At 74.1% G+C, this 24,885-nt stretch carries 24 protein-coding genes; 13 read left to right on the forward strand and 11 right to left on the reverse strand.

What is annotated here, in order from left to right; genetic code table 11:
• The first annotated feature begins 158 nt into the window (after window positions 1–158).
• On the forward strand, window positions 159–1,673 hold the full coding sequence (glpK, locus tag ACFQ8E_RS11275) for a glycerol kinase GlpK (RefSeq protein WP_430550631.1): 1,515 nt from the start codon (window positions 159–161) through the stop codon (window positions 1,671–1,673).
• A 198-nt stretch (window positions 1,674–1,871) separates the two neighbouring features.
• On the opposite strand, the gene ACFQ8E_RS11280 is transcribed toward glpK, so the two are convergent.
• Genes ACFQ8E_RS11280 through ACFQ8E_RS11290 form a run of 3 tightly spaced genes read right to left on the reverse strand, consistent with a single transcriptional unit; the run spans window position 1,872 to window position 4,121 of the window.
• Window positions 1,872–2,732, reverse strand: a complete 861-nt coding sequence (locus ACFQ8E_RS11280) for an EamA family transporter (RefSeq protein ID WP_430550632.1) — start codon at window positions 2,730–2,732, stop codon at window positions 1,872–1,874.
• Window positions 2,733–2,782: 50 nt separating this feature from the next.
• Window positions 2,783–3,415 carry a TetR/AcrR family transcriptional regulator gene (locus ACFQ8E_RS11285; RefSeq protein ID WP_430550633.1) on the reverse strand — a complete coding sequence of 211 codons (633 nt, stop codon included), beginning with the start codon at window positions 3,413–3,415 and terminating at the stop codon, window positions 2,783–2,785.
• Entirely contained in the window at window positions 3,399–4,121 is a 723-nt protein-coding gene (locus ACFQ8E_RS11290; RefSeq protein ID WP_430550634.1) for a hypothetical protein, read from the reverse strand. The genes ACFQ8E_RS11285 and ACFQ8E_RS11290 overlap by 17 nt, the downstream gene beginning before the upstream one ends.
• 62 nt (window positions 4,122–4,183) lie before the next feature.
• Between ACFQ8E_RS11290 and ACFQ8E_RS11295 the strand changes: the two genes are divergently transcribed.
• Window positions 4,184–5,518 carry an alpha/beta fold hydrolase gene (locus tag ACFQ8E_RS11295; RefSeq protein WP_430550773.1) on the forward strand — a complete coding sequence of 445 codons (1,335 nt, stop codon included), beginning with the start codon at window positions 4,184–4,186 and terminating at the stop codon, window positions 5,516–5,518.
• A 28-nt stretch (window positions 5,519–5,546) separates the two neighbouring features.
• Here ACFQ8E_RS11295 and ACFQ8E_RS11300 read toward each other — a convergent pair whose 3' ends face one another.
• Complete coding sequence (locus ACFQ8E_RS11300) at window positions 5,547–5,927, reverse strand: YybH family protein (RefSeq protein ID WP_430550635.1); 381 nt, start codon at window positions 5,925–5,927, stop codon at window positions 5,547–5,549.
• Between the two features lie 116 nt (window positions 5,928–6,043).
• Here ACFQ8E_RS11300 and ACFQ8E_RS11305 point away from each other — a divergent pair, with 116 nt between their 5' ends.
• The 3 genes from ACFQ8E_RS11305 to ACFQ8E_RS11315 all read left to right on the forward strand — a co-directional run bounded on the left by ACFQ8E_RS11305 (window position 6,044) and on the right by ACFQ8E_RS11315 (window position 10,253).
• On the forward strand, window positions 6,044–7,912 hold the full coding sequence (locus tag ACFQ8E_RS11305) for an FAD-dependent oxidoreductase (RefSeq protein WP_430550636.1): 1,869 nt from the start codon (window positions 6,044–6,046) through the stop codon (window positions 7,910–7,912).
• Window positions 7,913–8,053: 141 nt separating this feature from the next.
• A complete protein-coding gene (locus tag ACFQ8E_RS11310; RefSeq protein ID WP_430550637.1) occupies window positions 8,054–8,845 on the forward strand; it encodes an ABC transporter ATP-binding protein in 792 nt (263 codons plus the stop codon).
• 109 nt (window positions 8,846–8,954) lie between these two features.
• Window positions 8,955–10,253, forward strand: a complete 1,299-nt coding sequence (locus ACFQ8E_RS11315) for a hemolysin family protein (RefSeq protein ID WP_430550638.1) — start codon at window positions 8,955–8,957, stop codon at window positions 10,251–10,253.
• Between the two features lie 9 nt (window positions 10,254–10,262).
• Here ACFQ8E_RS11315 and ACFQ8E_RS11320 read toward each other — a convergent pair whose 3' ends face one another.
• On the reverse strand, window positions 10,263–11,129 hold the full coding sequence (locus tag ACFQ8E_RS11320) for an alpha/beta fold hydrolase (RefSeq protein WP_430550639.1): 867 nt from the start codon (window positions 11,127–11,129) through the stop codon (window positions 10,263–10,265).
• A 91-nt stretch (window positions 11,130–11,220) separates the two neighbouring features.
• Between ACFQ8E_RS11320 and ACFQ8E_RS11325 the strand changes: the two genes are divergently transcribed.
• Complete coding sequence (locus ACFQ8E_RS11325) at window positions 11,221–11,700, forward strand: CGNR zinc finger domain-containing protein (protein ID WP_430550640.1); 480 nt, start codon at window positions 11,221–11,223, stop codon at window positions 11,698–11,700.
• Window positions 11,701–11,716: 16 nt separating this feature from the next.
• On the opposite strand, the gene ACFQ8E_RS11330 is transcribed toward ACFQ8E_RS11325, so the two are convergent.
• Entirely contained in the window at window positions 11,717–13,198 is a 1,482-nt protein-coding gene (locus ACFQ8E_RS11330; RefSeq protein WP_430550641.1) for a helix-turn-helix domain-containing protein, read from the reverse strand.
• Window positions 13,199–13,327: 129 nt separating this feature from the next.
• Here ACFQ8E_RS11330 and ACFQ8E_RS11335 point away from each other — a divergent pair, with 129 nt between their 5' ends.
• Window positions 13,328–15,265, forward strand: a complete 1,938-nt coding sequence (locus tag ACFQ8E_RS11335) for a phosphoenolpyruvate carboxykinase (GTP) (RefSeq protein WP_430550642.1) — start codon at window positions 13,328–13,330, stop codon at window positions 15,263–15,265.
• 70 nt (window positions 15,266–15,335) lie between these two features.
• Here ACFQ8E_RS11335 and trpS read toward each other — a convergent pair whose 3' ends face one another.
• Entirely contained in the window at window positions 15,336–16,439 is a 1,104-nt protein-coding gene (gene trpS, locus ACFQ8E_RS11340; protein ID WP_430550643.1) for a tryptophan--tRNA ligase, read from the reverse strand.
• 234 nt (window positions 16,440–16,673) lie between these two features.
• Here trpS and ACFQ8E_RS11345 point away from each other — a divergent pair, with 234 nt between their 5' ends.
• Window positions 16,674–17,864, forward strand: coding sequence for a hypothetical protein (locus tag ACFQ8E_RS11345; protein ID WP_430550644.1), 1,191 nt, complete (start codon window positions 16,674–16,676; stop codon window positions 17,862–17,864).
• Window positions 17,865–17,870: 6 nt separating this feature from the next.
• On the opposite strand, the gene ACFQ8E_RS11350 is transcribed toward ACFQ8E_RS11345, so the two are convergent.
• Together ACFQ8E_RS11350 and ACFQ8E_RS11355 are read right to left on the reverse strand one after the other, a co-directional pair.
• Complete coding sequence (locus ACFQ8E_RS11350; RefSeq protein WP_430550645.1) at window positions 17,871–18,917, reverse strand: proline racemase family protein; 1,047 nt, start codon at window positions 18,915–18,917, stop codon at window positions 17,871–17,873.
• Entirely contained in the window at window positions 18,904–20,031 is a 1,128-nt protein-coding gene (locus ACFQ8E_RS11355; RefSeq protein WP_430550646.1) for an alcohol dehydrogenase family protein, read from the reverse strand. The genes ACFQ8E_RS11350 and ACFQ8E_RS11355 overlap by 14 nt, the downstream gene beginning before the upstream one ends.
• Before the next feature lie 153 nt (window positions 20,032–20,184).
• Between ACFQ8E_RS11355 and ACFQ8E_RS11360 the strand changes: the two genes are divergently transcribed.
• Window positions 20,185–20,637, forward strand: a complete 453-nt coding sequence (locus ACFQ8E_RS11360; protein ID WP_430550774.1) for a tRNA (cytidine(34)-2'-O)-methyltransferase — start codon at window positions 20,185–20,187, stop codon at window positions 20,635–20,637.
• 30 nt (window positions 20,638–20,667) lie between these two features.
• Here ACFQ8E_RS11360 and ACFQ8E_RS11365 read toward each other — a convergent pair whose 3' ends face one another.
• The gene (locus ACFQ8E_RS11365; protein WP_430550647.1) at window positions 20,668–21,570 is read right to left on the reverse strand and encodes a PhzF family phenazine biosynthesis protein; all 903 of its coding nucleotides are present in this window, start codon (window positions 21,568–21,570) and stop codon (window positions 20,668–20,670) included.
• Entirely contained in the window at window positions 21,567–22,325 is a 759-nt protein-coding gene (locus ACFQ8E_RS11370) for a DeoR/GlpR family DNA-binding transcription regulator (RefSeq protein ID WP_430550648.1), read from the reverse strand. Before ACFQ8E_RS11370 ends, ACFQ8E_RS11365 begins: the two co-directional genes overlap by 4 nt.
• Window positions 22,326–22,376: 51 nt before the next feature.
• Here ACFQ8E_RS11370 and ACFQ8E_RS11375 point away from each other — a divergent pair, with 51 nt between their 5' ends.
• From ACFQ8E_RS11375 to ACFQ8E_RS11390, 4 genes are all read left to right on the forward strand, one after another.
• Window positions 22,377–22,754 carry a DUF4406 domain-containing protein gene (locus ACFQ8E_RS11375; protein ID WP_430550649.1) on the forward strand — a complete coding sequence of 126 codons (378 nt, stop codon included), beginning with the start codon at window positions 22,377–22,379 and terminating at the stop codon, window positions 22,752–22,754.
• The gene (locus ACFQ8E_RS11380) at window positions 22,751–23,401 is read left to right on the forward strand and encodes an NUDIX domain-containing protein (RefSeq protein WP_430550650.1); all 651 of its coding nucleotides are present in this window, start codon (window positions 22,751–22,753) and stop codon (window positions 23,399–23,401) included. The genes ACFQ8E_RS11375 and ACFQ8E_RS11380 overlap by 4 nt, the downstream gene beginning before the upstream one ends.
• A 16-nt stretch (window positions 23,402–23,417) precedes the next feature.
• A complete protein-coding gene (locus tag ACFQ8E_RS11385) occupies window positions 23,418–24,089 on the forward strand; it encodes an AIM24 family protein (RefSeq protein ID WP_430550651.1) in 672 nt (223 codons plus the stop codon).
• A 61-nt stretch (window positions 24,090–24,150) separates the two neighbouring features.
• A complete protein-coding gene (locus ACFQ8E_RS11390) occupies window positions 24,151–24,870 on the forward strand; it encodes a hypothetical protein (RefSeq protein WP_430550652.1) in 720 nt (239 codons plus the stop codon).
• The last annotated feature ends 15 nt before the right edge of the window (window positions 24,871–24,885 follow it).

The raw sequence follows: 24,885 nt of genomic DNA on the forward strand, positions 1-24,885 counted from the left end.
CTTCGGGGCTTACTCGGGGGTCCCCGCCCCCGCCCCGCGGGGGGGGGGGGTCCCCGCCGCCCTCGTGGGCTCCTTCAACACCTCACCCCCCCCGCCGGCGGGCCCCCCCGCCCCGCCCGGCACCCGCACCACCCACACCGACGTGAAGGGCAACCCCCATGGCTGACTACGTCCTCGCCATCGACCAGGGCACGACGAGCTCGCGTGCCATCGTCTTCGACCACTCCGGCCGGATCGTCTCCACCGGCCAGCTCGAGCACGACCAGATCTTCCCCAAGGCGGGATGGGTCGAGCACAACGCCGAGCAGATCTGGAGCAACGTGCGCGAGGTCGTCGGGCTGGCGCTCACGCGCGGCAACCTGGCGCACACCGACCTCGCCGCCATCGGCATCACCAACCAGCGCGAGACCGCCGTCGTGTGGGACAAGAACACCGGCAAGCCGGTGTACAACGCGATCGTGTGGCAGGACACCCGCACGCAGGCGATCGTCGACGAGCTCGGCGGCTCCGAGGGCGCCGACAAGTACAAGTCGATCGTCGGCCTGCCGCTGGCGACCTACTTCTCCGGCCCCAAGGTGAAGTGGATCCTCGACAACGTCGAGGGCGCGCGCGAGGCCGCCGAGAAGGGCGACCTCCTGTTCGGCAACACCGACACCTGGGTGCTGTGGAACATGACCGGCGGGCCCGACGGCGGCGTGCACGTCACCGACGTCACCAACGCGTCGCGCACCATGCTCATGGACCTCGACACCCTGAGCTGGCGCGAGGACATCGCCGCGGACATGGGCATCCCGATGTCGATGCTGCCCGAGATCCGCTCCTCCTCCGAGGTGTACGGGCAGGGCCGCCCCCGCGGCCTCGTGCCCGGCGTGCCGATCGCCGGCATCCTCGGCGACCAGCAGGCGGCCACCTTCGGCCAGGCGTGCTTCGAGACCGGCACCGCCAAGAACACCTACGGCACCGGCAACTTCATGCTCCTCAACACGGGCACGGAGAAGGTGCCGAGCAAGAACGGCCTGCTCACCACCGTCTGCTACAAGATCGGCGACGCCCCCCAGGTGTACGCCCTCGAGGGCTCCATCGCCGTCACCGGCTCCCTCATCCAGTGGCTGCGGGACAACCTCGGCATGTTCGAGGACGCCCCCGACGTCGAGTGGCTGGCCCGCAAGGTCGAGGACAACGGCGGCGCCTACTTCGTGCCGGCGTTCTCCGGCCTGTTCGCCCCGTACTGGCGCCCCGACGCCCGCGGCGCGCTCGTGGGGCTCACCCGGTACGTCAACCGCAACCACATCGCCCGCGCGGCGCTCGAGGCCGTGGCGTTCCAGACCCGCGAGGTCGTCGACGCCATGAAGCTCGACTCCGGCGTCGACCTCACCGAGCTCAAGGTCGACGGCGGCATGGTCCAGAACGAGCTGCTCATGCAGTTCCAGGCCGACCAGCTCGGTGTCGACGTCGTGCGGCCCAAGGTCGCCGAGACGACGGCGCTCGGCGCCGCCTACGCCGCCGGCATCGCCGTCGGGTTCTGGAAGGGCGAGGAGGACGTCACCGCGAACTGGGCCGAGGACAAGCGCTGGTCGCCGGCGATGGCCGAGGACGAGCGCGAGCGGCTCTACCGGTCCTGGAAGAAGGCCGTGACGAAGACCTTCGACTGGGTCGACGCCGACGTGCAGTAGTCCGTAGACCGAAACCTCGGTGCTGGCGCTGAGGGGACGGCATCGCTTCGCCCGGACGCGTTCACGGGCGCCAGGGCGCCCTCCACTTCGGGAGGGATACGTCCGGGCGAAGCGATGCCGTCCCCTCAGCTTGTCGTTTCGGTCTCCTGCACGTGGGGATGCTGCCTGCTGGTGCTGTGGACCGTGCGCGGGTGGTCGTCAGGGGCCGACGACGAGGAGCGAGGCGGCGAGGGCCAGGGCGAGGCCGAGGGCCTGGCGGCGGGTGAGCCGTTCGTGCAGGAGGGTGAGGCCCACCAGGACCGGGACCACCGGGTAGAGCGCCGACAGGGTCACCGCCACCGCGACGAGCTCGGTCCGCGCGGCGAGCAGGTAGCAGACGAGGGCCGCGGCGGCCAGGACGCCGCTGGAGGCCGCCGCGAGGCGCAGGGCCGGGGTGGGCGCCGGGCGCGGTTCTGCGGGCGGGCGCCGGAGCGCCAGGAGCGCGAGCCCACCGACGCACGCGACCGCCGTCACCCGGCCCGCGGCCACGGGCCAGACGCCCGAACCTCCTCCGGCCTGGGCGAGGGCGAGGTACTGCACGCCGATGCCGACGCTCGCGGTCAGGCCGTCGCGCACCGCCAGGGCGTCCCCCGCCGGCGCGCCCGGGCCGCCCCGCGCGACCAGCCAGAGCGCGGGCAGCGCCAGCAGCACCCCGGCCCACGTCCACGCCCCGGGACGCTCCCCGAGGACCAGCGCCGCGGCGACGGCCGGCAGGGCGAGGCCGCCCACGGCGCTCACGGGCACCACCAGGGACATGGCGCCCCGGCTCATCCCCCGGAACAGCGCGACCATCGCGACCCCGGTGCCCATGCCGGACAGCCCGCCCCACAGCAGGTCGGCCGACGCCGGCCCCGTACCGCCCGCGAACGGCGCCGCGAGGAGCGTCGCGACGAGGCCTCCCCCCTGGCCCCAGAGCGCGACCCGGACGAACGGCATCCGCCGCGAGACGACGCCGCCCACCACGTCCGACACGCCGTACAGGAGCGCCGACGCGAGCGCGAGCAGGACGCCCACGTTCACCGGGGCGGACGGAGGGCGGGACGACGGCGGTGGCCGGGCACCCCTCCTGCCTAGCGGCGCGGCCCCGTGGTCGCATCCGCGGCTCCCCTGGGGTCGGCCAGGAACGCCCGCGCCGTGGCGAGCAGGAGGTCCCGCTCGCCGTCGACGGTGAAGCCGGGGTCGGTCGCGACCCGTTCGAGGAAGCCTCCGGAGAGCAGGGCGAGCCATGAGGCGATACGGGCGGGCGGGAGGTCGGCGCGGACCTCGCCCGTGGCCTGGCCGCGCTCGATCCACGGCAGGAGCAGGTCGCGCTGGGCGCGGTCGTCCGCCGCCAGGGCGTCGGCGACGGCGGGCAGGTGCATGACTCCCGCGACGGCGCGGACGAACCCGGGGATGCGCGGGTCGGCGGCGTCGTCGGCCCACGAGCCCACGAGCTCGAGGAGGACGGCGAGCGGGTCGGTGCGGCCCTCGAGGGCCGCCGCCTTCTCGACCGTGTCGGCCGTACCGAGCTCGAGGATCGCCAGGACCAGCTCCGTCTTGGTCGCGAAGTAGTGGAAGAACGTCCCCGACCCGATCCCCGCCTCGCGGCAGATCGCCGCCGTCGTCGCGCCCTCGTAGCCGCGCTCGGCCAGCACCGTCAGCCCGGCCAGGACGATCTGCAGACGGCGCGCCTCGTGCCGCTCCGGGTCAACCCTGCGCGCCACGGGCGTCCTTCGCGGGCACGACGCCGACCCTCCGCACCTGGAGCCGGTCGTCGCGGACGCGCGCCGCGAGGCCGTGGGCGGCGAGCGCCTCGTCGATCTCCGCCACCGCCGCGGCGTCCTTGCGCTCGGCGAGCCGACGGCGCAGCAGGGCGTGCTCGGCGGCCGAGAACCCGGGCCGGCCGTCCATCCACCGCTCGTACGCGCGCTCGTGCGGGTCGGCGTCGCGCCACGGCCATCCGTGCCCCTCGAACGCGGCCCGGAGCTCGTCGGGCCGCAGCGTGTCCGCGTCCAGGCGTTCCCGGGGGGCGCCGGTCGGGCCGAGCAGGACGAGGTACCGGCCGTCGCGGAAGACGTCGCCGACGTCAGCCCGCTCGACCCAGCCCTCCCGGTCGTCCGTGCGGTGCTCCAGGTGGTCGTCGGCGACGGTGAGCCGCAGCGCCTCCCCGACCGTGCTCAGCGCCAGGAGGACACCCCCCACCACGCCCAGCCCGCCGAGGACGGGCACGGACCAGACGAGGGGCAGGCCCGCGAGGAGCTCGACGGGGCCGAGGCTCGGCAACGGGGTGCTCTCGAGGACCCCGTGCAGCCACCGGGCGAGCGGCGGGAGCGCGAAGCCCAGCCCGACGCCGACGGCGACGGTCGCGAGCAGCAGGAGCAGCGGCACCCAGCGGGGCTGGCGCACCTCGGACGGAGCGGTGATCGGCACGGCACAATTGTTGGAGCACGCACTCCAATAATGCAACCCGGCCTACCCTTGCCCCCGTGAGCATCACCGGCACCGCGACCACCACGACCGCCTCGGCACCCACCTCGGTGCGCGCGTACACGCTCCCCGGCGTCCACGTCACCGACCGCACCCTCACGGTGCCGCTGGACTGGGCGCACCCCGACGACGGCCGCACGATCTCCCTCTTCGTCCGCGAGCTGGTCGATCCGCCGCGGAAGGCCGACGACCTGCCGCTGCTCGTCTTCCTCCAGGGCGGCCCGGGCGGCAAGGGACCGCGCCCGACCGGCCCCGACGGCTGGGTGGGCGAGGCCCTCAAGCGGTTCCGGGTGGTGCTGCTCGACCAGCGCGGCACCGGCCGCTCGACGGCGGTCCGGGCGGGTGCGCTCACCGCGCTGGGCCCGGCCGAGGCCCAGGCCGAGCACCTGGCACACTTCCGCGCCGACTCGATCGTCGCCGACGCCGAGCACGTGCGGACCACCGTCTACGGCGGCCGACGCTGGTCGACGCTCGGCCAGTCCTACGGCGGGTTCCTCACCCTCACGTACCTGTCGCGGGCCCCCGAGGGGGTGGCGGCGTCGTACGTCACCGGCGGCCTCGCCGGGCTCACGGCGAGCGCCGAGGACGTCTACCGCCGCACCCAGCCGCGCGTCGTCGCCAAGAACGCGCTCTACCGCGAGCGCTACCCCGACGACGTCGATCGCGTGGCACGCATCGCGGACCGGATCGCGGCGGGCGACGTCCGCCTGCCCGGCGGGGACCTGCTCACGGTCGAGCGGTTCCAGACCCTCGGGATGGCGTTCGGCATGGGGCCGGGCTTCGAGCGCGTGCACTGGATCGTCGACGAGGCGTTCGACCACGGGTCGGACGACCTGAGCGACACGTTCCTCGCCGAGGTCGAGGCCGCCACGGGCTTCGCCACCAACCCGATGTACGCCGTCCTGCACGAGTCGATCTACGCGCAGTCCGGCACCGGTGCCACGGCGTGGGCGGCGCAGCGGGTGCGCGAGGACGACGCGGCGTTCGACGCCGGCGCCCGCCCCCTGCTGTTCACCGGCGAGATGATCTACCCCTGGATGTTCGAGCAGCTCGCGGAGCTGCGCCCGTTCCGGCCCGCCGCCGAGGCGCTGGCGGCGCGCACCGGCTGGGACGACCTGTACGACCTCGACGTCCTCGCCCGCAACGACGTGCCGCTCGAGGCCGCCGTCTACCACGACGACATGTTCGTCGACGCGGGCCTCTCCCTGGAGACCGCAGCGCACGTCGGGAACGCGCGCGCCTGGGTGACCAACGAGTTCGAGCACGACGGCCTGCGCCTGGGCGACGTGTTCGGCAAGCTCCTCGCCCGCACGGACGCCCGCGGAGGCGCGCGCCCGTGACCGTGCGGGCGGGACGGCGTGGCGCCGCTCAGGGCGACGCCGTCCAGGCCTTCCCCGGCCAGTACGCCCACTCCTCGAAGTCGGTGACGCGTCCGTCGTCGGCGAAGCGCAGCACCCACAGGTCGCGGTACTCCTGCTCGTCGGGCGCGGTGTAGCGCACCTCGAGCCGGACGACGGCGACGTCGCCCTCGACGGCGAGCGGCTCGGCCGTCATCGTGAACGCGGCGTCCTCGTCGACGGTCCAGAACCCGCGGATCGCGTCGTGGCCCACGAGCTCCTCGGCGTCGTAGGGCGAGCGCGCGTACCGCGCGTCGGGCGTGAACAGCCGCGCGACGGCGTCGGCGTCGCTGTCGCGCCACGCCGTCTCGTACCCGGCGACCCACCTGCGTACCGACTCCCGGTCCACCATCCACGCAGTATGACCTCCGCGCGGGTCGCTCACCCGAGCGGGACGTCGCTGCAGGTGGAGGGACATTTTCGCTACCGTGCGGTGCGTCGACCCCGAACCTCAGGAGCTGATCGCCGATGACCCACGACCCCGTGCCCACACCCCCTGCGCCTGAGGACCTGGTGCTCGAGGACCCCGTGCTCGAGACCGACGTCCTCGTCGTCGGGACCGGCCCCGCGGGCGCCTCGGCGGCCCTCTTCCTGGCGACGTACGGCACGCGCGTCATGGTGGTGACCAAGTACGGCCGCCTCGCCGACAGCCCCCGCGCGCACATCACCAACCAGCGCACGATGGAGGCGCTGCGCGACATGGGCCTCGAGGACGCGCTGCTGGCCGAGGCGACGCCGTGGGACTCGATGGGCAACACGACGTTCTGCACGAGCCTGGCGGGCGAGGAGCTCGGCCGCATCCCGTCCTGGGGCACCGACACCGCGCGCCGCGCCCGGTACGAGCTGCAGAGCCCGTGCCCGATGGTCGACGCCCCGCAGACCATCACCGAGCCGATCCTCGTGCAGGCGGCGCAGGAGCGCGGTGCCACCGTGCGCTTCGACACCGAGTACGTCGACCACGTGCAGGACGCCGACGGCGTCACCACCACCGTCCGCGACCGGCTCACCGGGGCGACCTACCGGGTGCGCTCGCGCTACCTCGTCGGCGCCGACGGCGCCCGGAGCCGGGTGGCCGAGCACCTGGACCTGCCCTACGAGGGCCCCGGAGCGGTCGGCGGGTCCCTGAGCATCGTGTTCGAGGCGGACCTCTCCCGCTTCGTGGCCCACCGGCCGTCCGTCCTCTACTGGATGCTCCAGCCGGGCGCGGAGCGCGAGGGCGTGGGGCTGGGCGTGCTGCGCATGATCAAGCCCTGGAACGAGTGGATGGTCATGTGGGGCTACGAGGTCGCCGCCGGGCCGCCGGAGCTCACCGACGAGTTCGTGCGCGAGCTCGCCGTGAACCTCGTGGGCACCGACGACTTCGAGATGCGCGTGAAGTCGGCGTCCCCCTGGACCGTGAACCACCACTACGCCACGACCCTGGCGAAGGGGCGCGTCTTCTGCGTGGGGGACGCCGTCCACCGGCACCCTCCGACGAACGGGCTGGGCTCCAACACCTCGATCCAGGACTCCTACAACCTCGCCTGGAAGCTCGCCCACGTCGTCGCCGGGACGGCGGACCCGGCGCTGCTCGACTCCTACGACGCCGAGCGGGCCCCGGTCGCGAAGCAGATCGTCGAGCGCGCCAACCAGAGCATCGCCGACACGGGCCGCATCCTGGCCGCGCTGGAGCTCGAGGACACGAGCGACCCCGCGCGGCTCGAGGCCCAGCTGGAGCTCCGCAAGGCACCGGGCGCGGACGGCGAGCGGGTGCGCGCCGCGCTGCGCGAGGCGATCGCGTACAAGCAGTACGAGTTCGACGCGCACGGCGTGGAGCACAACCACCGGTACGCCTCGGGCGCGGTCCTGCCGGACGGCACGCCGGAGCCGGAGTACGCGCTCGACCCCGAGCTCTACGCCCAGCCCACCACGTGGCCGGGCGCGCGGATCCCGCACACCTGGGTGACCGTCGACGGCGCCCGGACGTCGACCCTCGACCTCGTCGGGCAGGGCCGGTTCGCCGTCGTCACCGGGATCGGCGGCGAGGCGTGGGTCGACGCCGCACGGGAGCTCGGCACGGAGCTCGGGCTCGACCTCACGACCGTCGCGGTCGGACCCGGCCGGCCCGTCGAGGACCCCTACGGGACGTGGGCGGACCTGCGGGAGACCGAGGACTCCGGGGTGCTCCTGGTCCGCCCGGACCTGCACGTCGCCGCCCGCCGGGCGAGCGCGCCCGCCACGTCGGCCGAGGCGCGGGAGTGGCTCGCGCAGGCCCTGTCCGCCGTCCTCGGGCGGGGACCGGCCGTGGCGCCCGAGGGTCCCGAGGAGCCCGCCGAGGCGGTGCTGGCCGGCGTCTGACGATGCCGTCGTGACCACGCCGTGAGCAGTCCCGCCGCCCTCGGTCGCCGAGGGCGGCGGGAACCGCGGGGTACCGTCGTTCGTCGGACAACCGGGCCGGCCCCGTCGTCCGGCGCACGCACACACGAAGGTGACACCAGCATGAGCTCGACCTCCCCCACCCCGATCCTGCGCGCGACCGACCTGGTGGTCGGCTACGGCGGCCCCGCGATCCTGGAGGGGATCGACCTGGAGCTGCTGCCCGGTGCGGAGCCGGTGGGCGTGGTGGGCGAGTCGGGCGCCGGGAAGTCGACCCTGGTGCAGGCGCTGCTGGGGCAGCTGCGCATCCGCGAGGGGCACGTGACGTTCCAGGGCCGCACGGTCGCCAAGCTCGGCCGGCGGGACAAGAAGAAGTTCCGCGCGGCGGTGCGCACGGTCGCGCAGAACGGGCTCGACGTCGACCCGCGCTGGACCGTGGAGCGCGCCGTCTCCGGCGCCCTGACCGACGCCCGCAAGGCCGGCCGCGCCAGCGGCCGCACCGTGGCGGACCTGCTGGACGACGTCGCGCTCGAGCCGCAGCTCGCGAGGCGCGCCGTCTACTCCCTCTCGGGCGGGGAGAAGCAGCGCCTCGCGCTCGCGCTCGCGCTGGCCACCCGCCCCCAGGCGCTGCTCCTCGACGAGCCGCTCACCGCCGTCGACCCGGCGATGCGCGGCGAGATCGTGCGCCGGCTCACCGACGCCACCCGCGCCGAGGGCACCGCCGTGCTGCTGGTCTCGCACGACGTCGAGCTGGTCGGCCGGCTGTGCCCGACAGTGCACGTGCTCGCGGACGGCACGTTCGTGGCGTCCGGCCCGATGAACGACGTCCTGGCCGGCGGCACCGACGACGACGCGCACCCCGCCGTGCGCGGCCTCGCCGAGGCGGCTCCCCTGGCGGCGCAGCGCTTCCGCTGACCCGCCCGCCCGGTCCGTCGGAACCGGGCCGCACCGCGACGCGTTCACCGGGTGACGACACCGGGGCGACCGTCGGCGCCTCGGCCGGCGACCGACAGAGAGGACCCCGGTGGACGCGGACACCTGGTGGAACATCGCGCTCGTCCTGCTCTTCGTGCTCCTGGGCGGTGTGTTCGCCGGGACCGAGTTCGCGCTGGTCTCGCTGCGGGGCACGCAGATCGACCAGCTCGAGCGCAGCGGCCCGCGGGGCCGCCGGGTGGCGGCGATCGCCCGCGACCCGAACCGCTTCCTGGCGGCCGTGCAGATCGGCGTCACGGTGGCGGGCTTCTTCTCCGCCGCGTACGGCGCGTCCACCCTGGCGCCCGACGTCGCCCCCGCGCTCGAGTCCGCGGGGCTCCCCGAGGGCGCCGCGGCGACGGTCGCGCTCGTCGGCCTCACCCTCGTCATCGCCTACCTGTCGCTCGTGCTCGGCGAGCTCGTGCCCAAGCGGATCGCGCTGCAGCGCACCGCGCAGGTCGCGCTCGCCGTGGGCCCGCCGCTGGACCGCTTCGCCGTGCTGATGCGGCCCGTCATCTGGCTGCTGTCCCGGTCGACCGACGCCGTCGTCCGCCTGCTGGGCGGCGACCCGAGCCTGCGCTCGGAGGAGATCAGCGAGCAGGAGCTTCGCGACCTCGTCGCCGCCCACCCGGGCCTGCACGAGGACGAGCGGCGCATCCTCTCGGACGTCTTCGCCGCCTCGGAGCGCACCCTGGGCGAGGTGATGCGGCCGCGGGGAGACGTCGTCTTCCTCCGGGCGGACCTGTCGCTCGCCGAGGCCGAGGAGCGCACGCGCGACCTGCCCTACTCGCGGTACCCCGTCGTCGGCGAGGACGTCGACGACGTGCTCGGCTTCGTGCACGTGCGCGACCTCGCCCGCGGCGCGGGGGCGCCGACCGGCACCCGGCGCACCGTGCGCGACGCGGCACGCCCGGTGCTCGACCTGCCCGCGACCGGACGGCTGCTGCCGACCCTCGCCGAGATGCAGCGCACCCGCACGCACCTCGCCCTCGTCGTCGACGAGTACGGCGGGACCGACGGGATCGTCACGCTCGAGGACCTCGTCGAGGAGCTCGTCGGCGACATCCGCGACGAGCACGACCCGCTCGCCGCGGTGCACGTGGCGGGGACCTACGACGCCGGCCTCACCATCGAGGACTTCGCCCGGCTCACCGGCGTCGAGCTGCCCGACGGCCCCTACGAGACCGTCGCGGGCTACGTCCTCGCCCGGCTCGGACGGCTCGCAGACGAGGGCGACAGCGTCGTCGTCGACGGCCGCGACGACGGCCATCACGACGGCGAGGACGACGGGCACGTCCTGCTGGTCACGGCGGTCGAGGATCGTCGCATCCGCGAGGTTCGCCTCGACTGAGCCGCACGGCTACGACAGCACGCGCCGGAGGAATCTGCGCAGGTAGCCCGCGACGACGTCCAGGTGGCTCTCGAGCAGGAAGTGGCCGCCGTCCACGAGGTGCACCTCCGCGTCCGGGGCGTCCCGGGCGAAGGCCTCCGCCCCGGCGGGACCGAAGATCTCGTCGTCACGGCCCCAGACCGCGAGCACCGGGATCATGCCGGTGCGCAGGAGCTCGTGCAGCCGCGGGTAGAGCGGGGGGTTGGTGGCGTAGTCGCGGAAGAGCGCGAGCTGGACGCGGTCGTTGCCCTCGCGGGACAGGAGCGCGAGGTCGTGCTCCCAGGTGTCAGGGCTGACGAGGCTCGGGTCGGGCACGCCGTGCAGGTACTGCCAGCGGACGGCGTCCGCGCCGAGCGCGGCGCGCACGCCCGGCTCGGTGGCGGGCCCAGGGTCCGCCGCGTAGGCCCAGAGGTCGGCCCAGAACGACTCGACGAAGCCGTCCTCGTAGCCGTTGCCCGACTGGGTGACGACGGCGGTCACGCGCTCGGGGTGTGCGAGCGCGAGGCGCCAGCCGACCGGCGCGCCGTAGTCGTGCACGTAGAGGGCGTAGCGGTCGAGCCCGAGGAGGTCGAGCAACCCCGACGTGAGCCCGGCGAGAGCGTCGAAGGTGTAGTCGAACTCCTCCGCCGACGGGGCGTCCGAGCGACCGAAGCCGAGGTGGTCCGGAGCGACGACGTGGTAGTCGTCCGCCAGCAGCGGGATGAGCTCGCGAAACATGAACGAGCTGCTGGGGTAACCATGCAGCAGCACGATCGTGGGCGCGTCGGCACGGCCCGCCTCACGGTAGAAGATCTCGTGGCCGTCGACGACGGCCGTCCGGTGGTGGACCGCGCTCATACCTAACCCCCTTGAAGGACTGATCTGGTGAGCGACAGGCAAGCACGGGTGCGCTAACCTGTCAACGGCAACGATCCGGTTAGGGGGAGCCATGGACGCGCTGCTGGACCTGCTCAACAGCAGACCGGTGCTCGACGGCGTGGAGCACGACGCGCTCGCGGAACCGGGGGCCGGGAGCCGCTGGGCGCGCGAGCACGGGGGCGACGGCAGCGCCGCCGAGCTGGCGCGACTGCGCGACGTACGGGACGCCCTCGACGGCATCGTGCGCGGCGGGCTCGCCCCCTCCGCGCTGAGCCCGCTGCTCGAGGGGGTCCACCGGATCCCGGAGCCCGCGGCCGACGGCCTCCGGTGGACGCTCGAGACACCCCGGCACGCCCGGCTCGCCGTCGAGCTCGTCCTCGCCTGGGCGGAGACCGAGCAGCGGACGCCTGGCCGGTTGCGCCCGTGCGCCAACGACGAGTGCCGGCTGTTCCTGCTCGACCGCAGCCGCGCCGGACGCGCCCGGTGGTGCTCGATGGCGACCTGCGGCAACCGGGCGAAGGCGCGCCGCCACTACGAGCGCACGCACTGACCCGTCGCCACGGTCGTCATCGCACGACCTCGCCGGCCGGGGCGTGGCGCTGCAGGAACGCGAAGACGTCGGTGTCGTCGACGCCGGGGAACGCGCCGCGCGGCAGGGCCGCGAGCACCTGCTGGTGCATCCGCGCGCTGGGCCAGGCGACGCCGTCCCACCGCTCCGCGAGCTCGGCCGGCGGCCGCTGGCAGCACGCCGGGTCGGGGCAGGTGGAGGCGTGCCGCACCTGGGTGTCGCGGCCGCGGAACCACTTCGCGTGCGCGTACGGCACGCCCACGGTGACGGAGAACTGCCGCCCGTCGGCCCCGGTCCCGGTCTGGACCGAGTCCCAGAACGTGCCCGCCGGGGTGTCGGTGTACTGGTAGGACTCGGTGGCGCGGTCGCGGCGCGTGAACGCCTCGCGCCCGGCCCACCAGCGGCACACGAGCTGCCCCTCGATGGCTCCCGTCACGTCCTGGGGCAGCGGCAGCCCGTCGTTCGCGTACCCGCGGAACAGCGCGCCGTCGTCGCCCACGCGCAGGAAGTGCAGCGGGATGCCGAGATGCACGGTGGCGAGGTTGGTCAGGCGCATGGCGGCGGCCTCGTGCGTGACGCCGAACGCGTCGCGGAAGTCCTCGACCGCCAGGTCCTTCTCGCGCTTGCGGCGCTGCAGGAACTCCACGGCCACCGACTGGGGGATGAGGCAGCTCGCCGCGAAGTACGTGATCTCCACCCGCTGGCGCAGGAACTCGGCGTAGCTCCGGGGCCGCTCGTGCCCCAGCACGCGGTGCGCGATCGCCTGGAGGGCGAGCGACCGCAGCCCGTGCCCGCCCGGGATGGACGCCGGCGGCAGGTAGATCCGGCCGTTCTCGAGGTCCGTGACCGACCGCGCCGAGCGCGGGAGGTCGTCCACGTGCAGGAGGGTCAGGCCCAGCTGCTCGGCCATGCGCGCCACCGTGCGGTGCGTGAGGGCGCCCGCCCCCGCGTACCCGGCGCGGTGGGTCAGCTCCTCGCCGAGCGCCTCGATCTGCGGCAGGTAGTTGTCCCGCTCCTGGCGTTCGTGGCGCAGCTCGGTGTTGGCGCGCCGCGCCTCCTCCGGGGTGGCGATCGCCTCCTCCTCGCGCCGCGACAGCTCGGTGTGGAGGCCGACCAGCTGCTCCAGCACGGGCATCGGCAGCTTCTGGCTGGGCTTGACCGACGGCAGGCCGAGCGCCCCGAAGAGCGGGCCGCGCTGCGCGCGCTCCAGGGCGATCTCCAGCTCGGCACGGCGCGACGGCGGCTCGTCGGCGAGCAGGTCGGGCACGGCCACGCCGACGGCGTCCGCGATGGAGCGCAGCAGCGACAGCCGCGGCTCGCGCCGACCGTTCTCGACCAGGGACAGCAGGCTCGGCGCCGAGCCCACCCGCTCCCCCAGCGCCTCGAGCGTGAGCCCGCGCGCCGTACGCGCGTGCCGGATGCGCCGGCCGAGGGTGATGAGGTCCGGGGAGTCCGCCCCGGCGGCGTCCTTGGCAGTCATGGTTTGACGCTACGTGAAGATCGGCAGATCTTCACGGCCGATCCGGTGGAAAGTAGGCACGGGCGGGAGGGACGCTGGAGGCAGCCCACCCGGCAGCGCTCGCCGGGGCCTCGATGGACGGAGCACCCGATGACCTTCACCGCGAACCCGCGCCGCACGCGACTCGCGATCGCCGAGCTCGCGCCGGACGCCCTGGCCCCCAGCACGACGACGCCGCGCGGCCAGGTGGGCGCCGGGCCTGCGTCCGGGGCGCCCGGGGCGCGCGGCAAGGACTTCCGCGCCTGGGTGCGCCAGGTCGCCGAGCTCACGCAGCCCGACGAGATCGTGTGGTGCGACGGGTCCGCCGCCGAGAAGCAGCGCCTGCTCGACGAGATGGTCGAGGCCGGCACGCTGATCAGGCTGGCCGAGGCGAAGCGGCCGAACTCCTACCTCGCCCGGTCGAACCCGTCGGACGTCGCCCGCGTCGAGTCGCGCACCTTCATCTGCTCGGAGCGCGAGGAGGACGCCGGCCCGACGAACAACTGGCGCGCCCCCGCGGAGATGCGCCAGGAGCTGACGGGGCCGGACGGGGTCTTCGCCGGGTCGATGCGCGGCCGCACCATGTACGTGGTGCCGTTCTCCATGGGCCCCGTCGGCGGGCCGATCTCGCAGGTGGGCATCGAGATCACCGACTCGCCGTACGTCGTCGTGTCGATGCACGTCATGACCCGCGTCTCGCCGCAGGTCCTGGACCTCGTCGACGCCGGCCGGCAGTGGGTTCCGGCCGTGCACTCGGTGGGCGCCCCCCTGGCGGACGGCGAGGCCGACGTGCCGTGGCCCTGCAACGACACGAAGTACATCGTCCACTACCCCGAGACGCGCGAGATCTGGTCGTACGGCTCCGGCTACGGCGGCAACGCCCTGCTGGGCAAGAAGTGCTTCGCGCTGCGCATCGCGTCGGCGATGGCGCGCGACGAGGGCTGGCTCGCCGAGCACATGCTGCTCATCCGCGTCACGTCGCCGGAGCAGCGCCGGTACCACCTCGCGGCCGCGTTCCCGAGCGCGTGCGGCAAGACGAACCTCGCCATGCTGCGACCCACTATCCCCGGCTGGACGGTCGAGACCCTCGGCGACGACATCGTGTGGATGCGCCCCGGCCCCGACGGCCGCCTGCGGGCCATCAACCCCGAGGCGGGCTTCTTCGGCGTCGCGCCCGGCACGGGCGTCGAGACCAACCCGACCGCCGTCGAGACGTTCACGCACGACACGATCTTCACCAACGTGGCCCTGACCGACGACGGCGACGTGTGGTGGGAGGGGCTCACGCCCGAGCCGCCCGCGCACCTGATCGACTGGCAGGGGAACGACTGGACGCCCGGTTCCGACACCCCGGCCGCGCACCCGAACTCCCGGTTCACGGTGTCGGCGGCGCAGTGCCCGTCGATCGCGGACACCTGGGAGGACCCGGCAGGCGTGCCGGTCGACGCGATCGTCTTCGGCGGCCGCCGCGCCACCAACGTGCCGCTCGTGACCCAGGCGACGAGCTGGGACCACGGCGTCTTCATGGGCGCCACGATCAGCTCCGAGCGCACCGCCGCGGCCGAGGGCACGGTCGGCGAGCTCCGTCGCGACCCGTTCGCGATGATGCCGTTCTGCGGCTACAACATGGCCGACCACTGGTCGCACTGGCTCGCGGTGGGCAAGGGCCTCGAGGCCGGCAAGCGGCCCAAGGTGTTCCAGGTGAACTGGTTCCGCAAGGGCGAGGACGGCAGCTTCCTGTGGCCCGGGTTCGGCGAGAACTCGCGCGTGGTCGAGTGGATCGTCACCCAGCTCGACCGGGCGCGCGGCCTGCGCACCGACGCCGGCGCCGTGCACTCCCCCGTCGGCCTGCTGCCCGCGGAGGGCGCGCTGCGCACGGACGGCCTCGACCTGTCCGACGCCGACGTCGCGGCCCTGTTCGACGTCCCCGTCGAGGCGTGGCTCGCGGAGACGGCCCTCACCGGGGAGTTCTTCGAGACCTTCGGCGACCGGGTGCCCGACCAGCTCTGGGCGCAGCTCTCGCTGCTGCGCGACCGGCTCGGCGCCTGACCCACAGACCCGGGCCCGCCGGAGAGGCACCGGCGGGCCCGACCCCTCTCGCTCGGAGCGGTGCCCGCGGTCAGGCGTAGACCGTGCCCATGAGGTCGCGGACGTCGGCGAGGGTGCGCTCGGCGACCTCGTTCGCCCGCGCGTTGCCGCGGGCGAGCACGTCGCGCACGACGGCGGGACCGTCGGCCGCGAGCGCGGCACGCCGCTCGCGCAGCGGGCGCAGGCCCTCGACGACGGCGTCGGTGACGACCGCCTTGAGCCGCCCCGCGCCGGCGTCCCCGACCGACGCGGCCAGGTCCTGCGGCGTCGTGCCCGCGAAGTGCGCGCCGATGCGCAGCAGGTTCGCCACCTCGGGCCGCGCCTCCGGGTCGTAGGAGATGTGCCGCTCGGAGTCGGTGCGGGCGCGCCGGAAGAAGCGCACCGTCTCGTCCTCGCCGGCCCGCAGCTCCAGCGCGTTGCCGCGCGACTTGCTCATCTTGGCGCCGTCGTTCCCGAGCACCGTCAACGACGGCGTGAGCAGGGCGTCCGGCTCCGGGAAGTACGGGCGGGCGCCGGCGTAGCGCTGGTTGAAGCGGCGCGCCACGGTCCGCGTCGTCTCGAGGTGCGGCAGCTGGTCCAGCCCCACGGGCACGAGGTTGCCGTGGCAGAACAGGATGTCCGCCGCCTGGTGCACCGGGTACGTGAAGAGCAGGCCGGACATGCCTCGGCCCTGGCGCCTCTCGGCGTCCGCGGCCTCCGCCTTCACGGTGGGGTTGCGCTCCAGCTCCGCCACGCTCACCAGGGACAGGAACGGCAGCAGCAGCTGGTTCAGCGCCGGCACGGCCGAGTGCGTGAACACCGTGGAGCGCGCCGGGTCCACGCCGGCGGCGAGGTAGTCGAGCACCACCTCGCGCACGACGGCGGGCAGGTCGCCCGCGTCGTCGCGGTCGGTGATGACCTGGTAGTCGGCGACGACGAGCACGACCTCGACGCCGGCGTCCTGCAGACGCACCCGGTTGTCGAGCGTGGCGAGCAGGTGGCCCAGGTGCAGGGCGCCGGTCGGCCGGTCGCCGGTGAGGACGCGGAAGCGGCCGGGGTCGCGCGCCAGCTCGGCCTCGATCTCGGCGGAACGGGCCTGCGCGACGGCGGCGGTGGGGGTGGGTGTGGGCGTGGTCAGGACGGACGGTGCGGTCATCGGGTCGGCTCCTCTGGGGGATCGCCGCCCGTCGGTCCGGTCCGGACACAGAGGCGTCCCGGCTGCGACGGGCAGCTCGGGACGGGGACGTGGGCGCGTCGGGTCAGGGCTGCGGAGGCAGCCACCACCAGCACGCGCGCGTCGTCATGGCGCCAGGATACGCCCGGTCGGACGAGGCACGACGCCGGCGACGGCCCTGGCCGAGGACCCCGGACGGCCAGGCAGAATACGGTCGTGATCCGCTGCCTGTTCGCTCTGTCCCTCGGCGTGCTCGCGGCGTCGATCCTCGGCGACGCCCTCACGGGCGATCCCCGGTACGTCACCCTGCGCATCGTCGCGATCGTGGTGGCGAGCCTCTGCCTGCCGCTGACCATCATCGGCAGCGTCACGAGCGGGATGGGGCTCAAGGACCCGAAGAAGGTGGCCGAGGCGAAGGCCGCGGGCCGCACGACGCTCGCCCGCGTGACGGGCATCAGGGCCACCGGGTCGGCGGTCGACGACCAGCCGGTGTGCGAGATCGGGCTGCTGGTCGTCCCCCGCCAGGGGCACGGGCCGTACCGCACCACGGTCCGGCAGGTCGTGAACCTCGCCCAGCTGCCGTCGATGCAGCCGGGGGCGGTGCTCGTGGTGACGCAGCTCCACCCGGAGCGCCCCGAGGTCGTGCTCGACGACGCCCCCGACCCCGACTGGGTGCGACGTGCCGGGTCCGACCGCCAGGTCCGCGAGCTGCGCGACGCCGACGTCTGGGCGCTGCCGCAGAAGGGCCGCTCGGCCGGCGGTATCCGGCACATCCCGTTCGTCGTCTTCCCCGTGCTGGCCGTCGTCGGCTTCGCCGCGGCGCTCTACCCCGTGTGGGACGACGCCGGCCGCCTGGTGGAGACGCGGTCGATCGACACCGTCCGCGCCGAGCACGACGCCGCCGCGGCCGCCGAGACGTCGATGTTCACGCCGGGGAACCTGCGGCCCGCGATCGACGCCGTCCTCGCGCTGTCGGGCGACGAAGTCACGGAGGTCTACGTGTTCGACCAGTGGGTGCAGGTCACGGCCCCCACGTCGCCGGGCGCCACCACGACCGACGAGTGGCACTACCGCGACGGCGAGGCCACCCACGAGGGCGCGTCCCTCATCCAGCCGGAGCCCGAGGACGTGCCCCGGGAGCTGTTCGACGCCTCGGAGATCGGCTGGGAGGACCTGCCGCCGCTGTTCGACGAGGCCGAGCGCCTCACGGGGATCGACGACACCGACGACCCGATGCTGTGGGTCGCGCGCGAGGTCTGGTCCGACGAGAAGCCCAGCGACCCGCGGGTCCGCGTCTCGGTCTCCGACGACTACTACGACGGCTCGGTGGTCTTCGCCACCGACGGCACCGTGGTCGGCACGAACGGCGGGGCCCCCGGCTCCGAGGCGGCGGCGGGCGACGCCTGAGCCCGCTCAGGCGGGCGGCGTGAGCAGCGGCTCCAGGTCGGAGGCGTCGACCAGCGGGTCGTCGAGGTCCACCGTGATCTGCGAGCGCGCCATCACCCGCGCCGCGCCCGTGACGGCGGAGCGCAGCGCCGGGTAGTCGCCCACCCTGGTGCGCTCCAGCACCGTGCCGACGAACCGGCTGCCGCGCGGCGAGACCGTCTCCAGCGACTCGCCCTCGCGGATCTCCCCGCGCGACGCCATGAGGGCGAGCCGCGCCGAGGTGCCGGTGCCGGTGGGGCTGCGGCAGAGCACGCCGGGGTGCACGTAGGTGGCCGACGGCGACTCCCAGCGGCCGTCGCCCGCCCGGCGCAGGGGACCCATGAAGTGCGCGAACGGCAGCGGTCCGACGTCGCCCAGGTCGGGGTGCTCCCGGCGCAGGCCGGGCCGCGCCGCGCGGACGAAGGCGTCCCCGAACGCGGTCAGCGCGACCTGCTCCGTCGGTCCGATGTCGAACCCGTAGCGGGACGCGTCGATCAGCGCGTAGTACGCCCCGCTCCAGACGAGGTCGAAGAGCACGTCGCCGTGGTTCGGCACCTCGACGCTCAGCGCCTCGTCGGCCACGTACGCGGGTTCGCCCTCGGTGGTGATGGACACGACCCGCCCGTCGACCACCCGGGCGCTGACCCGGGCCAGGCCTGCCGGGGACTCCAGCGTCACGTCCTGCAGCCCGTCGCCGTCGCGCAGCGGGATGGCCCCGCTCTGCAGCAGCGCGGTGGCCGTGCAGATCGTGTTGGAGCCGGAGTACAGCGGGTACCCCATCGCCTCCATGATCACGTAGCCGGCCTGCGCCCGGGGGTCGCTGGGCTCCACGATCAGGTCCACCGACATCGCGGGGTCGCCGTACGGCTCCGAGAGCAGCAGGCGACGCAGCCCGTCGCCCTGCCGCTCCAGGTAGCGCGCCTTCTCCAGCACCGTCCGCCCGGGCAGCGGCTCCACGCCGGACATGACGACCCGGCTGACGTCGCCGCCCGACTGCGCGTCGATCAGCTCGATGGTGCGCTCACGGCTGCGCATACGGTGCCCCCACGGCGTCCCAGTGCCGGTCCGGCACGACGACGAGCTTGCCGACGTAGGACTTCGCCAGGAACGCGCGCTGCGCGTCGTGCAGGGCGGAGAGCCGGAACGTGCGGTCCAGGAGGGGCCGGACCTCGCCGTCGGAGATGTAGCGCACCAGGCGCCGGAACGCGGTGCGCGTGCCCTGCGACGAGCCGTGCAGCTCGAGCTGCTTGAGGTACATGGTGCGCAGGTCGAGCTGCACGACCGGCCCGCCGATGGCCCCCGCCGTCGTGTACCGGCCCTCGGGCCGCAGGATGCGCAGCAGGTCGTTGAACATCGGCCCGGCCACCAGGTCGGCCACGACGTCGACCGGGCCGTCCACGACGCGCTCCACCTCCGCCGCGAGGTCGGGCACGTCGCGCAGGACGACGTCCTGCGCGCCGATCTCCCGCAGCGCGGCCTCCTTGCCCGCGCTCGTCACGGCGTAGGGGACGGCGCCGCGCACGCGCGCCAGCTGGACGATCGCCGAGCCCACCCCGCCGGACGCCCCGGTGACGAGCACCCGCTCCCCCGCGCCGAGCCGGGCCCGGTCGAGCATCTGCTCCGCGGTGAGGTAGGCGCAGCAGAACGTCGCGAGCTCCGCGTCCGCGAGGTCTGCCGTGATCTCGTACGCGTTCTCCGCGGGGGCGGTCATGTACTCGGCGTACCCGCCGTCGCGTCCGTGCCCGATGTAGTCGATGTCCGCGAGGCTGTCGTCGCCCTCGGGCCGGTGGTAGAGCGAGAAGTCCACCATCACGCGCTCACCGACCCGGTCGGCGGGCACGCCGTCGCCGACGGCGGCGATCACGCCGACGGTGTCCGCGCCCTGGATCCGCGGAAAGGTGAGGGTGGATCTGCCGCGTCTCCACGTCGAGACGGAGCCCGGGTCCGTCTCCGTGCCGTACGCGCCCTCGCGGACCCACACGTCCGTGTTGTTCATGCCGCAGGCATGCACGTCGATCAGGACCTCGCCCGCCGCAGGCACGGGCGTGGGCACGTCGTCGCGGTACACCAGCCGGTCGAGGCCACCGTGGCCGACGAGCTGGACCGCTGCCATCACCGCCGGGATCTCCGCCGTCAGTGTCGCTCCCATCATGTGAGCCTAGGGGCGGGAGGCCCGTCGCGTCATCGGGACGGCCGCACGTCGCCCGGCCCCCGGGCGACCGGTGGGAGAATCGGGCCCGTGCCCGACCAGCTCCCGCCCACGCCACCGGTCTCCCCCGAGCCGTCCCCGTTCGCCCACGTCGTGTACTACGAGCCGCGCATCCCGGGGAACACGGGCTCCGCCATCCGCCTCGCCGCCGTGACCGGCGCGCGCCTGCACCTCGTGGAACCGCTGGGCTTCGACCTCTCCGAGGCGAAGCTCAAGCGCGCCGGGCTGGACTACCACGACCTCGCCGTCATGGACGTGCACCCCACTTTCGACGCCGCGCTCGACGCCCTGCCCGGGGCGCGCGTCTTCGCGTTCACCGCGCACGCCGACACCACGTACACCGACGTCGTGTTCCGGCCCGGCGACGTCCTGCTGTTCGGCCCCGAGCCGACCGGCCTGCCCGACGAGGCGATGGACCACCCGCGCGTCACGGACCGCGTGAAGATCCCCATGCTGCCCGGACGGCGCTCGCTCAACCTCACGAACGCCGCGTCGATCGTCGTGTACGAGGCGTGGCGGCAGGCGGGCTTCCCCGGCGCCGTCTGATCCCGGGACGGCCGCGGCACGGGCCGCCCCTCACCCCGGCAGCGCGTCCAGGGTCCCCCGGGCCACCATGCTCACGGCGCCGCCGACGCGGACGTCGCGCAGCGCGTCGGGGCTCCCCTGCGGGAGCACCGACAGCAGGCTCGGGCGTCCGGTGAAGCGGCCCTGCCGCAGGACGAGCTCCTCCCCGACGGGCACGACGCCGTGGCGGGCCAGGTAGGCGCCGACGCAGCCCGCTGCGCTGCCCGTCGCGACGTCCTCCAGCACCCCGTCGTTGTTCCAGTGCCGGCCCTCGAGCGCGTCGACGTCGAGCACGTACGCGTACTGCGCGCCGTACCGCGCGAGCAGCTCGGCGAAGTCGGGGCGGACGATCCTCGCCTGCGCCAGTCCGTCCACGACGGGCACCACCAGGTAGCGCAGACCGGTGGAGACGACCTGCAGCGGGAGGTCGGCGAGCGCTCCGGCGGGCAGGTTCAGCGCCGCCGCCACCTCCGCCCGGTCCTCGGGCGGCACGGTCGCGAGGAACGCGGGGGCACCCTGGTCGAGCTCCGCGTGGTACCCGGTGGCGGTGGGCCGGGTGGAGACCTCGACCGTCCTGGTGGGCAGCCGGAGGGACCAGCGCCGCGGACCGGCGGAGCCGTCGCGCTCGTGCAGCACGGCGGCCGCGCCCAGCAGCGGGTGCCCGGCGAACTCGAGCTCCCCGAAGAGGTCGAAGACCCGGGCGGCGACGGCCTCCTCACGGTCGTCCGTCCGCAGGAAGATCGCCTCGAAGTGGCGCAGCTCCTGGGTGATCGCGAGCATCTGCGTGGCGGTGAGCCCCGGGGCGTGCGGGAAGACGGCCAGCGGGTTTCCCGTGTACGCCCGCGCGGCGAAGACGTCGACGTGCCGGTACGACAGCGGCGCACGATCGTGCACGTTCTCGCCCGCCCGAGTCATGCGCCGGCCCCCACGACACGGACGAGCTCGCCGAGCCGACCCATGACCTCGGAGCCCGGGGCGGCGTCCGTGACGAGGCCCGCGACGGCGTCGAACCCGATCACCTCGTACGGCGACGCGGCCCCGATCTTCTCGGACGAGCCCAGAACGTACGTCTCGGCGGCACGCCCGGCCAGCGCCCGCTTCATGGCGGCCTCGTCCGGGTCGCCGGTGGTCAGTCCGGCGTCGGGGTGGATGCCGGTGACGCCGAGGAGGAAGAGGTCCGCCGAGACCCGCTGCGCGGCCTCGACCGTAGCCGCGCCGCTCGCCACCGCGGAGTGCTTGAAGAGCCGGCCACCCAGCACGAACACCTCGGCGACCGGGTGCGCGACCAGCGCCGCCGCGACCGTCGGGCTGTGCGTGACGACGGTGCAGCGCAGGCCGGGCGGCAGCGCCCGGGCAACCGCGAGGGCCGTCGTCCCGCCGTCGAGGATGACCGTGCTGCCCGGGTCGATCAGCCGCACCGCCGCCGCGGCGACACGCTGTTTGCCGGTCACCTCGACCCGCTGCCGGCCGGCGTAGTCGGCGACCGCCGGGGACACCGGCAGCGCCCCGCCGTAGACCCGCTGGCACAGCCCCTCGGCCGCCAGCTCGCGCAGGTCCCGGCGGATGCTGTCCTCCGAGAGGCCGAGCTCGGCCGCGGCCGTCTTCGCCACGACCTTGCCGTCGCGGCGAAGGGTCTCGAGGAGGTGGTCACGCCTCTCGGCAGCGAGCATCGTGGTTCTCGTTTCTTCGTAGTTCTGCATGTTTGTGTCTAGTCTACGGGGATGATCCGACCACTGCTCATCCTGATCGCCGGCCCCTATCGCTCCGGCACCGACGGCGACCCCGCCGCGATGGAGGCCAATCTCCGCCGGCTCGAGGAGGCGGCCTGGCCCGTCTTCGCCGCGGGACACGTCCCCATGATCGGCGAGTGGGTGGCGCTGCCGGTGCTGCGCTCGGCCGGCGCCACGCTGGACGACGAGCTCGCGGACGACGTGCTCTACCCGACGGCGCAGCGGCTGCTCCAGCACTGCGACGCCGTGCTGCGGCTGCCCGGCGAGTCGACCGGGGCCGACCAGGACGTCGTGATCGCCGAGAGCCGGGGTCTCCCGGTCTACTACGACGTCGCCGACGTGCCGCGTCTCGCGGACGCCGACCGGTGACCGGGCGGCCCGGGGTCGACGTCCCCGACCACCGTGGCCGGACGGGGCTCGACCGGGTGGGGCGGGCGCTGGACCGCAACCCGGACGTCGTCGTCCGCGAGGTCGAGGTCACCTCCGACGGCTGGCACGTGCTGCGCCGCACGACCTTCGACCACCGCAGGCGCGACGGGAGCTGGCACACCCTGCAGCGCGAGACCTACGACCGCGGGGACGGTGCCACGATCCTGCTGCACGACGACGCGCGGTCCACCGTGCTGCTCACGCGTCAGTTCCGGTTCCCGGCCTACGTCAACGACCACCCCGACGGCATGCTGATCGAGACGGCCGCAGGCCTGCTCGACGACGACGACCCCGAGACCGCGATCCGGCGCGAGGTCGCCGAGGAGCTCGGTGTCGCCGTCGGGCCGGTCGAGCACGTCTTCACCGCGTACATGAGCCCCGGCTCGGTCACCGAGAAGGTCCACTTCTACGCGGCGCCCTACACGCCGCACGACCGCGTCGGCCCGGGCGGCGGGGTCGCCCACGAGGGCGAGGACATCGAGGCCGTCGAGCTCCGCCGCGACGACGCCCTGGCCATGGTCCGCGACGGCCGCATCGTCGACGGCAAGACCATCATGCTGCTCCAGTGGTGGGCACTACGGGGCTGACGACAAGATGTCCACCATGCGCAGCAGCCTCTTCCACCACACCGAGCCGCAGGGCGAGCCCGGCAGCTTCCAGCTCGTCAACCCGCGGATGCTCAAGGTCGACCTCGCCGGCTCCGGCGGGTTCTTCTACGCCAAGCAGGGGTCGATGGTCGCCTACCAGGGCGACGTGGACTTCGCCTACGAGGGCGCGGGCGGCATGACCAAGCTCTTCAAGAAGGCGTTCACCGGCGAGGGCATGTCGCTGATGAAGGTCTCCGGGGGCGGCGACGTCTTCCTCGCCCAGGACGCCGACGAGGTGTTCGTGCTGTACCTGGAGAACGAGAGCGTCACCGTCTCCGGCAGCAACATCCTCGCGTTCGAGAGCACGCTGACCTGGGACATCAACCGCGTGCAGGGCGCGTCCATGCTCAGCGGCGGGCTGTTCAACACCACGTTCACCGGCTCGGGCGCGCTCGCCGTCACCGCGTACGGCACCCCCGTCGTGCTCGAGGTCGACGAGCCCACCTACGTCGACATGCAGAGCGTGGTGCTCTGGTCCACGACTCTCTCCAGCACCGTGCGCAAGACGGCGAAGCTCGGCGCGGCCATCGGCCGCGGCTCGGGCGAGGCGTACCAGCTCGGGCTCACCGGCCAGGGGATCGTCGTCGTGCAGGCCTCCGAGGGCCACCCGCTGCCGAACCAGGGCTGACGAGGCCTACGGCGGCGCCGCGGCCGTTTGCACATCCGGGGGCTCCTGGGATGCTCGGCCCATGACGCCTCGCGACCGTGCGCTGCCGAGCGACCCCGAGCGTTCCCGCGGACTGGTCCTGCGCTGGGCCGGTCCGACGACGACGCGGCCCGACGTCGAGCACCTCGCGGTCGACCTCGTCAACCTGGGCGACGAGCGATGGACACCGCTGGGTGAGGAACGCCTCGTCGCCGCGGGAATCCTGCTGTCGGCGGGGCACGAACGCGAGGGGTTCGGCTTCGCTCTCCTCGGGAGCCAGGGCATAGCGGTGCCCCTGGACCCCGGCGACTATGCGCGCCTCCCGGTGTCGATCGGCGGCTCCGAGTGGGCGCGTGCGAAGCCCGGCCCGGCACACGTCCGCGCCGTGCTCCCCGCGCTCAGCCTCTGGACGGAGGATCCCCTCTCGGTGGACCTGAGCGTCGATGCCATCGCACGGCACCGACCCCCGGACCGGCCGAGCACCGACGGGCCGAGCACGGACCAGCAGGACGAGGCACGGCGCACGCTCGACGTCGTGTCCGCTCTCCTCTCCGCGCGCGACCGGCTGGCGCGAGTGATGGACGAGGCGCTCACGGCCGCGTCCGACGACGAGGCCGTCGCTCGCGTCGCTGCGCTGCTGGGTTGCGAGGACGCGTCCGCCCGGACCGTCCTGCACGCCGGGCTCCTGCGGTTCCGGTCGAGGGAACGTCTCGAGGACGCGGTGACGACGCTCCGCGAGGAGCTCGCCGCCCCGCCGTCCTGAGCAAGGGCCACACGG

Origin of the sequence: Isoptericola sp. NPDC056573, from assembly GCF_042793335.1 — a bacterium.
Classification (GTDB): domain Bacteria; phylum Actinomycetota; class Actinomycetes; order Actinomycetales; family Cellulomonadaceae; genus Isoptericola.

Excerpts from the sequence above, each read along its gene's own strand:
- glpK (WP_430550631.1), top strand. The coding sequence starts at position 159 with ATGGCTGACTACGTCCTCGCCATCGACCAGGGCACGACGAGCTCGCGT.
- ACFQ8E_RS11300 (WP_430550635.1), bottom strand. The coding sequence starts at position 5,927 with ATGGTGGACCGGGAGTCGGTACGCAGGTGGGTCGCCGGGTACGAGACG.
- ACFQ8E_RS11305 (WP_430550636.1), top strand. The coding sequence starts at position 6,044 with ATGACCCACGACCCCGTGCCCACACCCCCTGCGCCTGAGGACCTGGTG.
- ACFQ8E_RS11310 (WP_430550637.1), top strand. The coding sequence starts at position 8,054 with ATGAGCTCGACCTCCCCCACCCCGATCCTGCGCGCGACCGACCTGGTG.
- ACFQ8E_RS11320 (WP_430550639.1), bottom strand. The coding sequence starts at position 11,129 with ATGAGCGCGGTCCACCACCGGACGGCCGTCGTCGACGGCCACGAGATC.
- ACFQ8E_RS11325 (WP_430550640.1), top strand. The coding sequence starts at position 11,221 with ATGGACGCGCTGCTGGACCTGCTCAACAGCAGACCGGTGCTCGACGGC.
- ACFQ8E_RS11330 (WP_430550641.1), bottom strand. The coding sequence starts at position 13,198 with ATGACTGCCAAGGACGCCGCCGGGGCGGACTCCCCGGACCTCATCACC.
- ACFQ8E_RS11335 (WP_430550642.1), top strand. The coding sequence starts at position 13,328 with ATGACCTTCACCGCGAACCCGCGCCGCACGCGACTCGCGATCGCCGAG.
- trpS (WP_430550643.1), bottom strand. The coding sequence starts at position 16,439 with ATGACCGCACCGTCCGTCCTGACCACGCCCACACCCACCCCCACCGCC.
- ACFQ8E_RS11350 (WP_430550645.1), bottom strand. The coding sequence starts at position 18,917 with ATGCGCAGCCGTGAGCGCACCATCGAGCTGATCGACGCGCAGTCGGGC.
- ACFQ8E_RS11355 (WP_430550646.1), bottom strand. The coding sequence starts at position 20,031 with ATGGGAGCGACACTGACGGCGGAGATCCCGGCGGTGATGGCAGCGGTC.
- ACFQ8E_RS11365 (WP_430550647.1), bottom strand. The coding sequence starts at position 21,570 with ATGACTCGGGCGGGCGAGAACGTGCACGATCGTGCGCCGCTGTCGTAC.
- ACFQ8E_RS11370 (WP_430550648.1), bottom strand. The coding sequence starts at position 22,325 with ATGCTCGCTGCCGAGAGGCGTGACCACCTCCTCGAGACCCTTCGCCGC.
- ACFQ8E_RS11375 (WP_430550649.1), top strand. The coding sequence starts at position 22,377 with ATGATCCGACCACTGCTCATCCTGATCGCCGGCCCCTATCGCTCCGGC.
- ACFQ8E_RS11385 (WP_430550651.1), top strand. The coding sequence starts at position 23,418 with ATGCGCAGCAGCCTCTTCCACCACACCGAGCCGCAGGGCGAGCCCGGC.
- ACFQ8E_RS11390 (WP_430550652.1), top strand. The coding sequence starts at position 24,151 with ATGACGCCTCGCGACCGTGCGCTGCCGAGCGACCCCGAGCGTTCCCGC.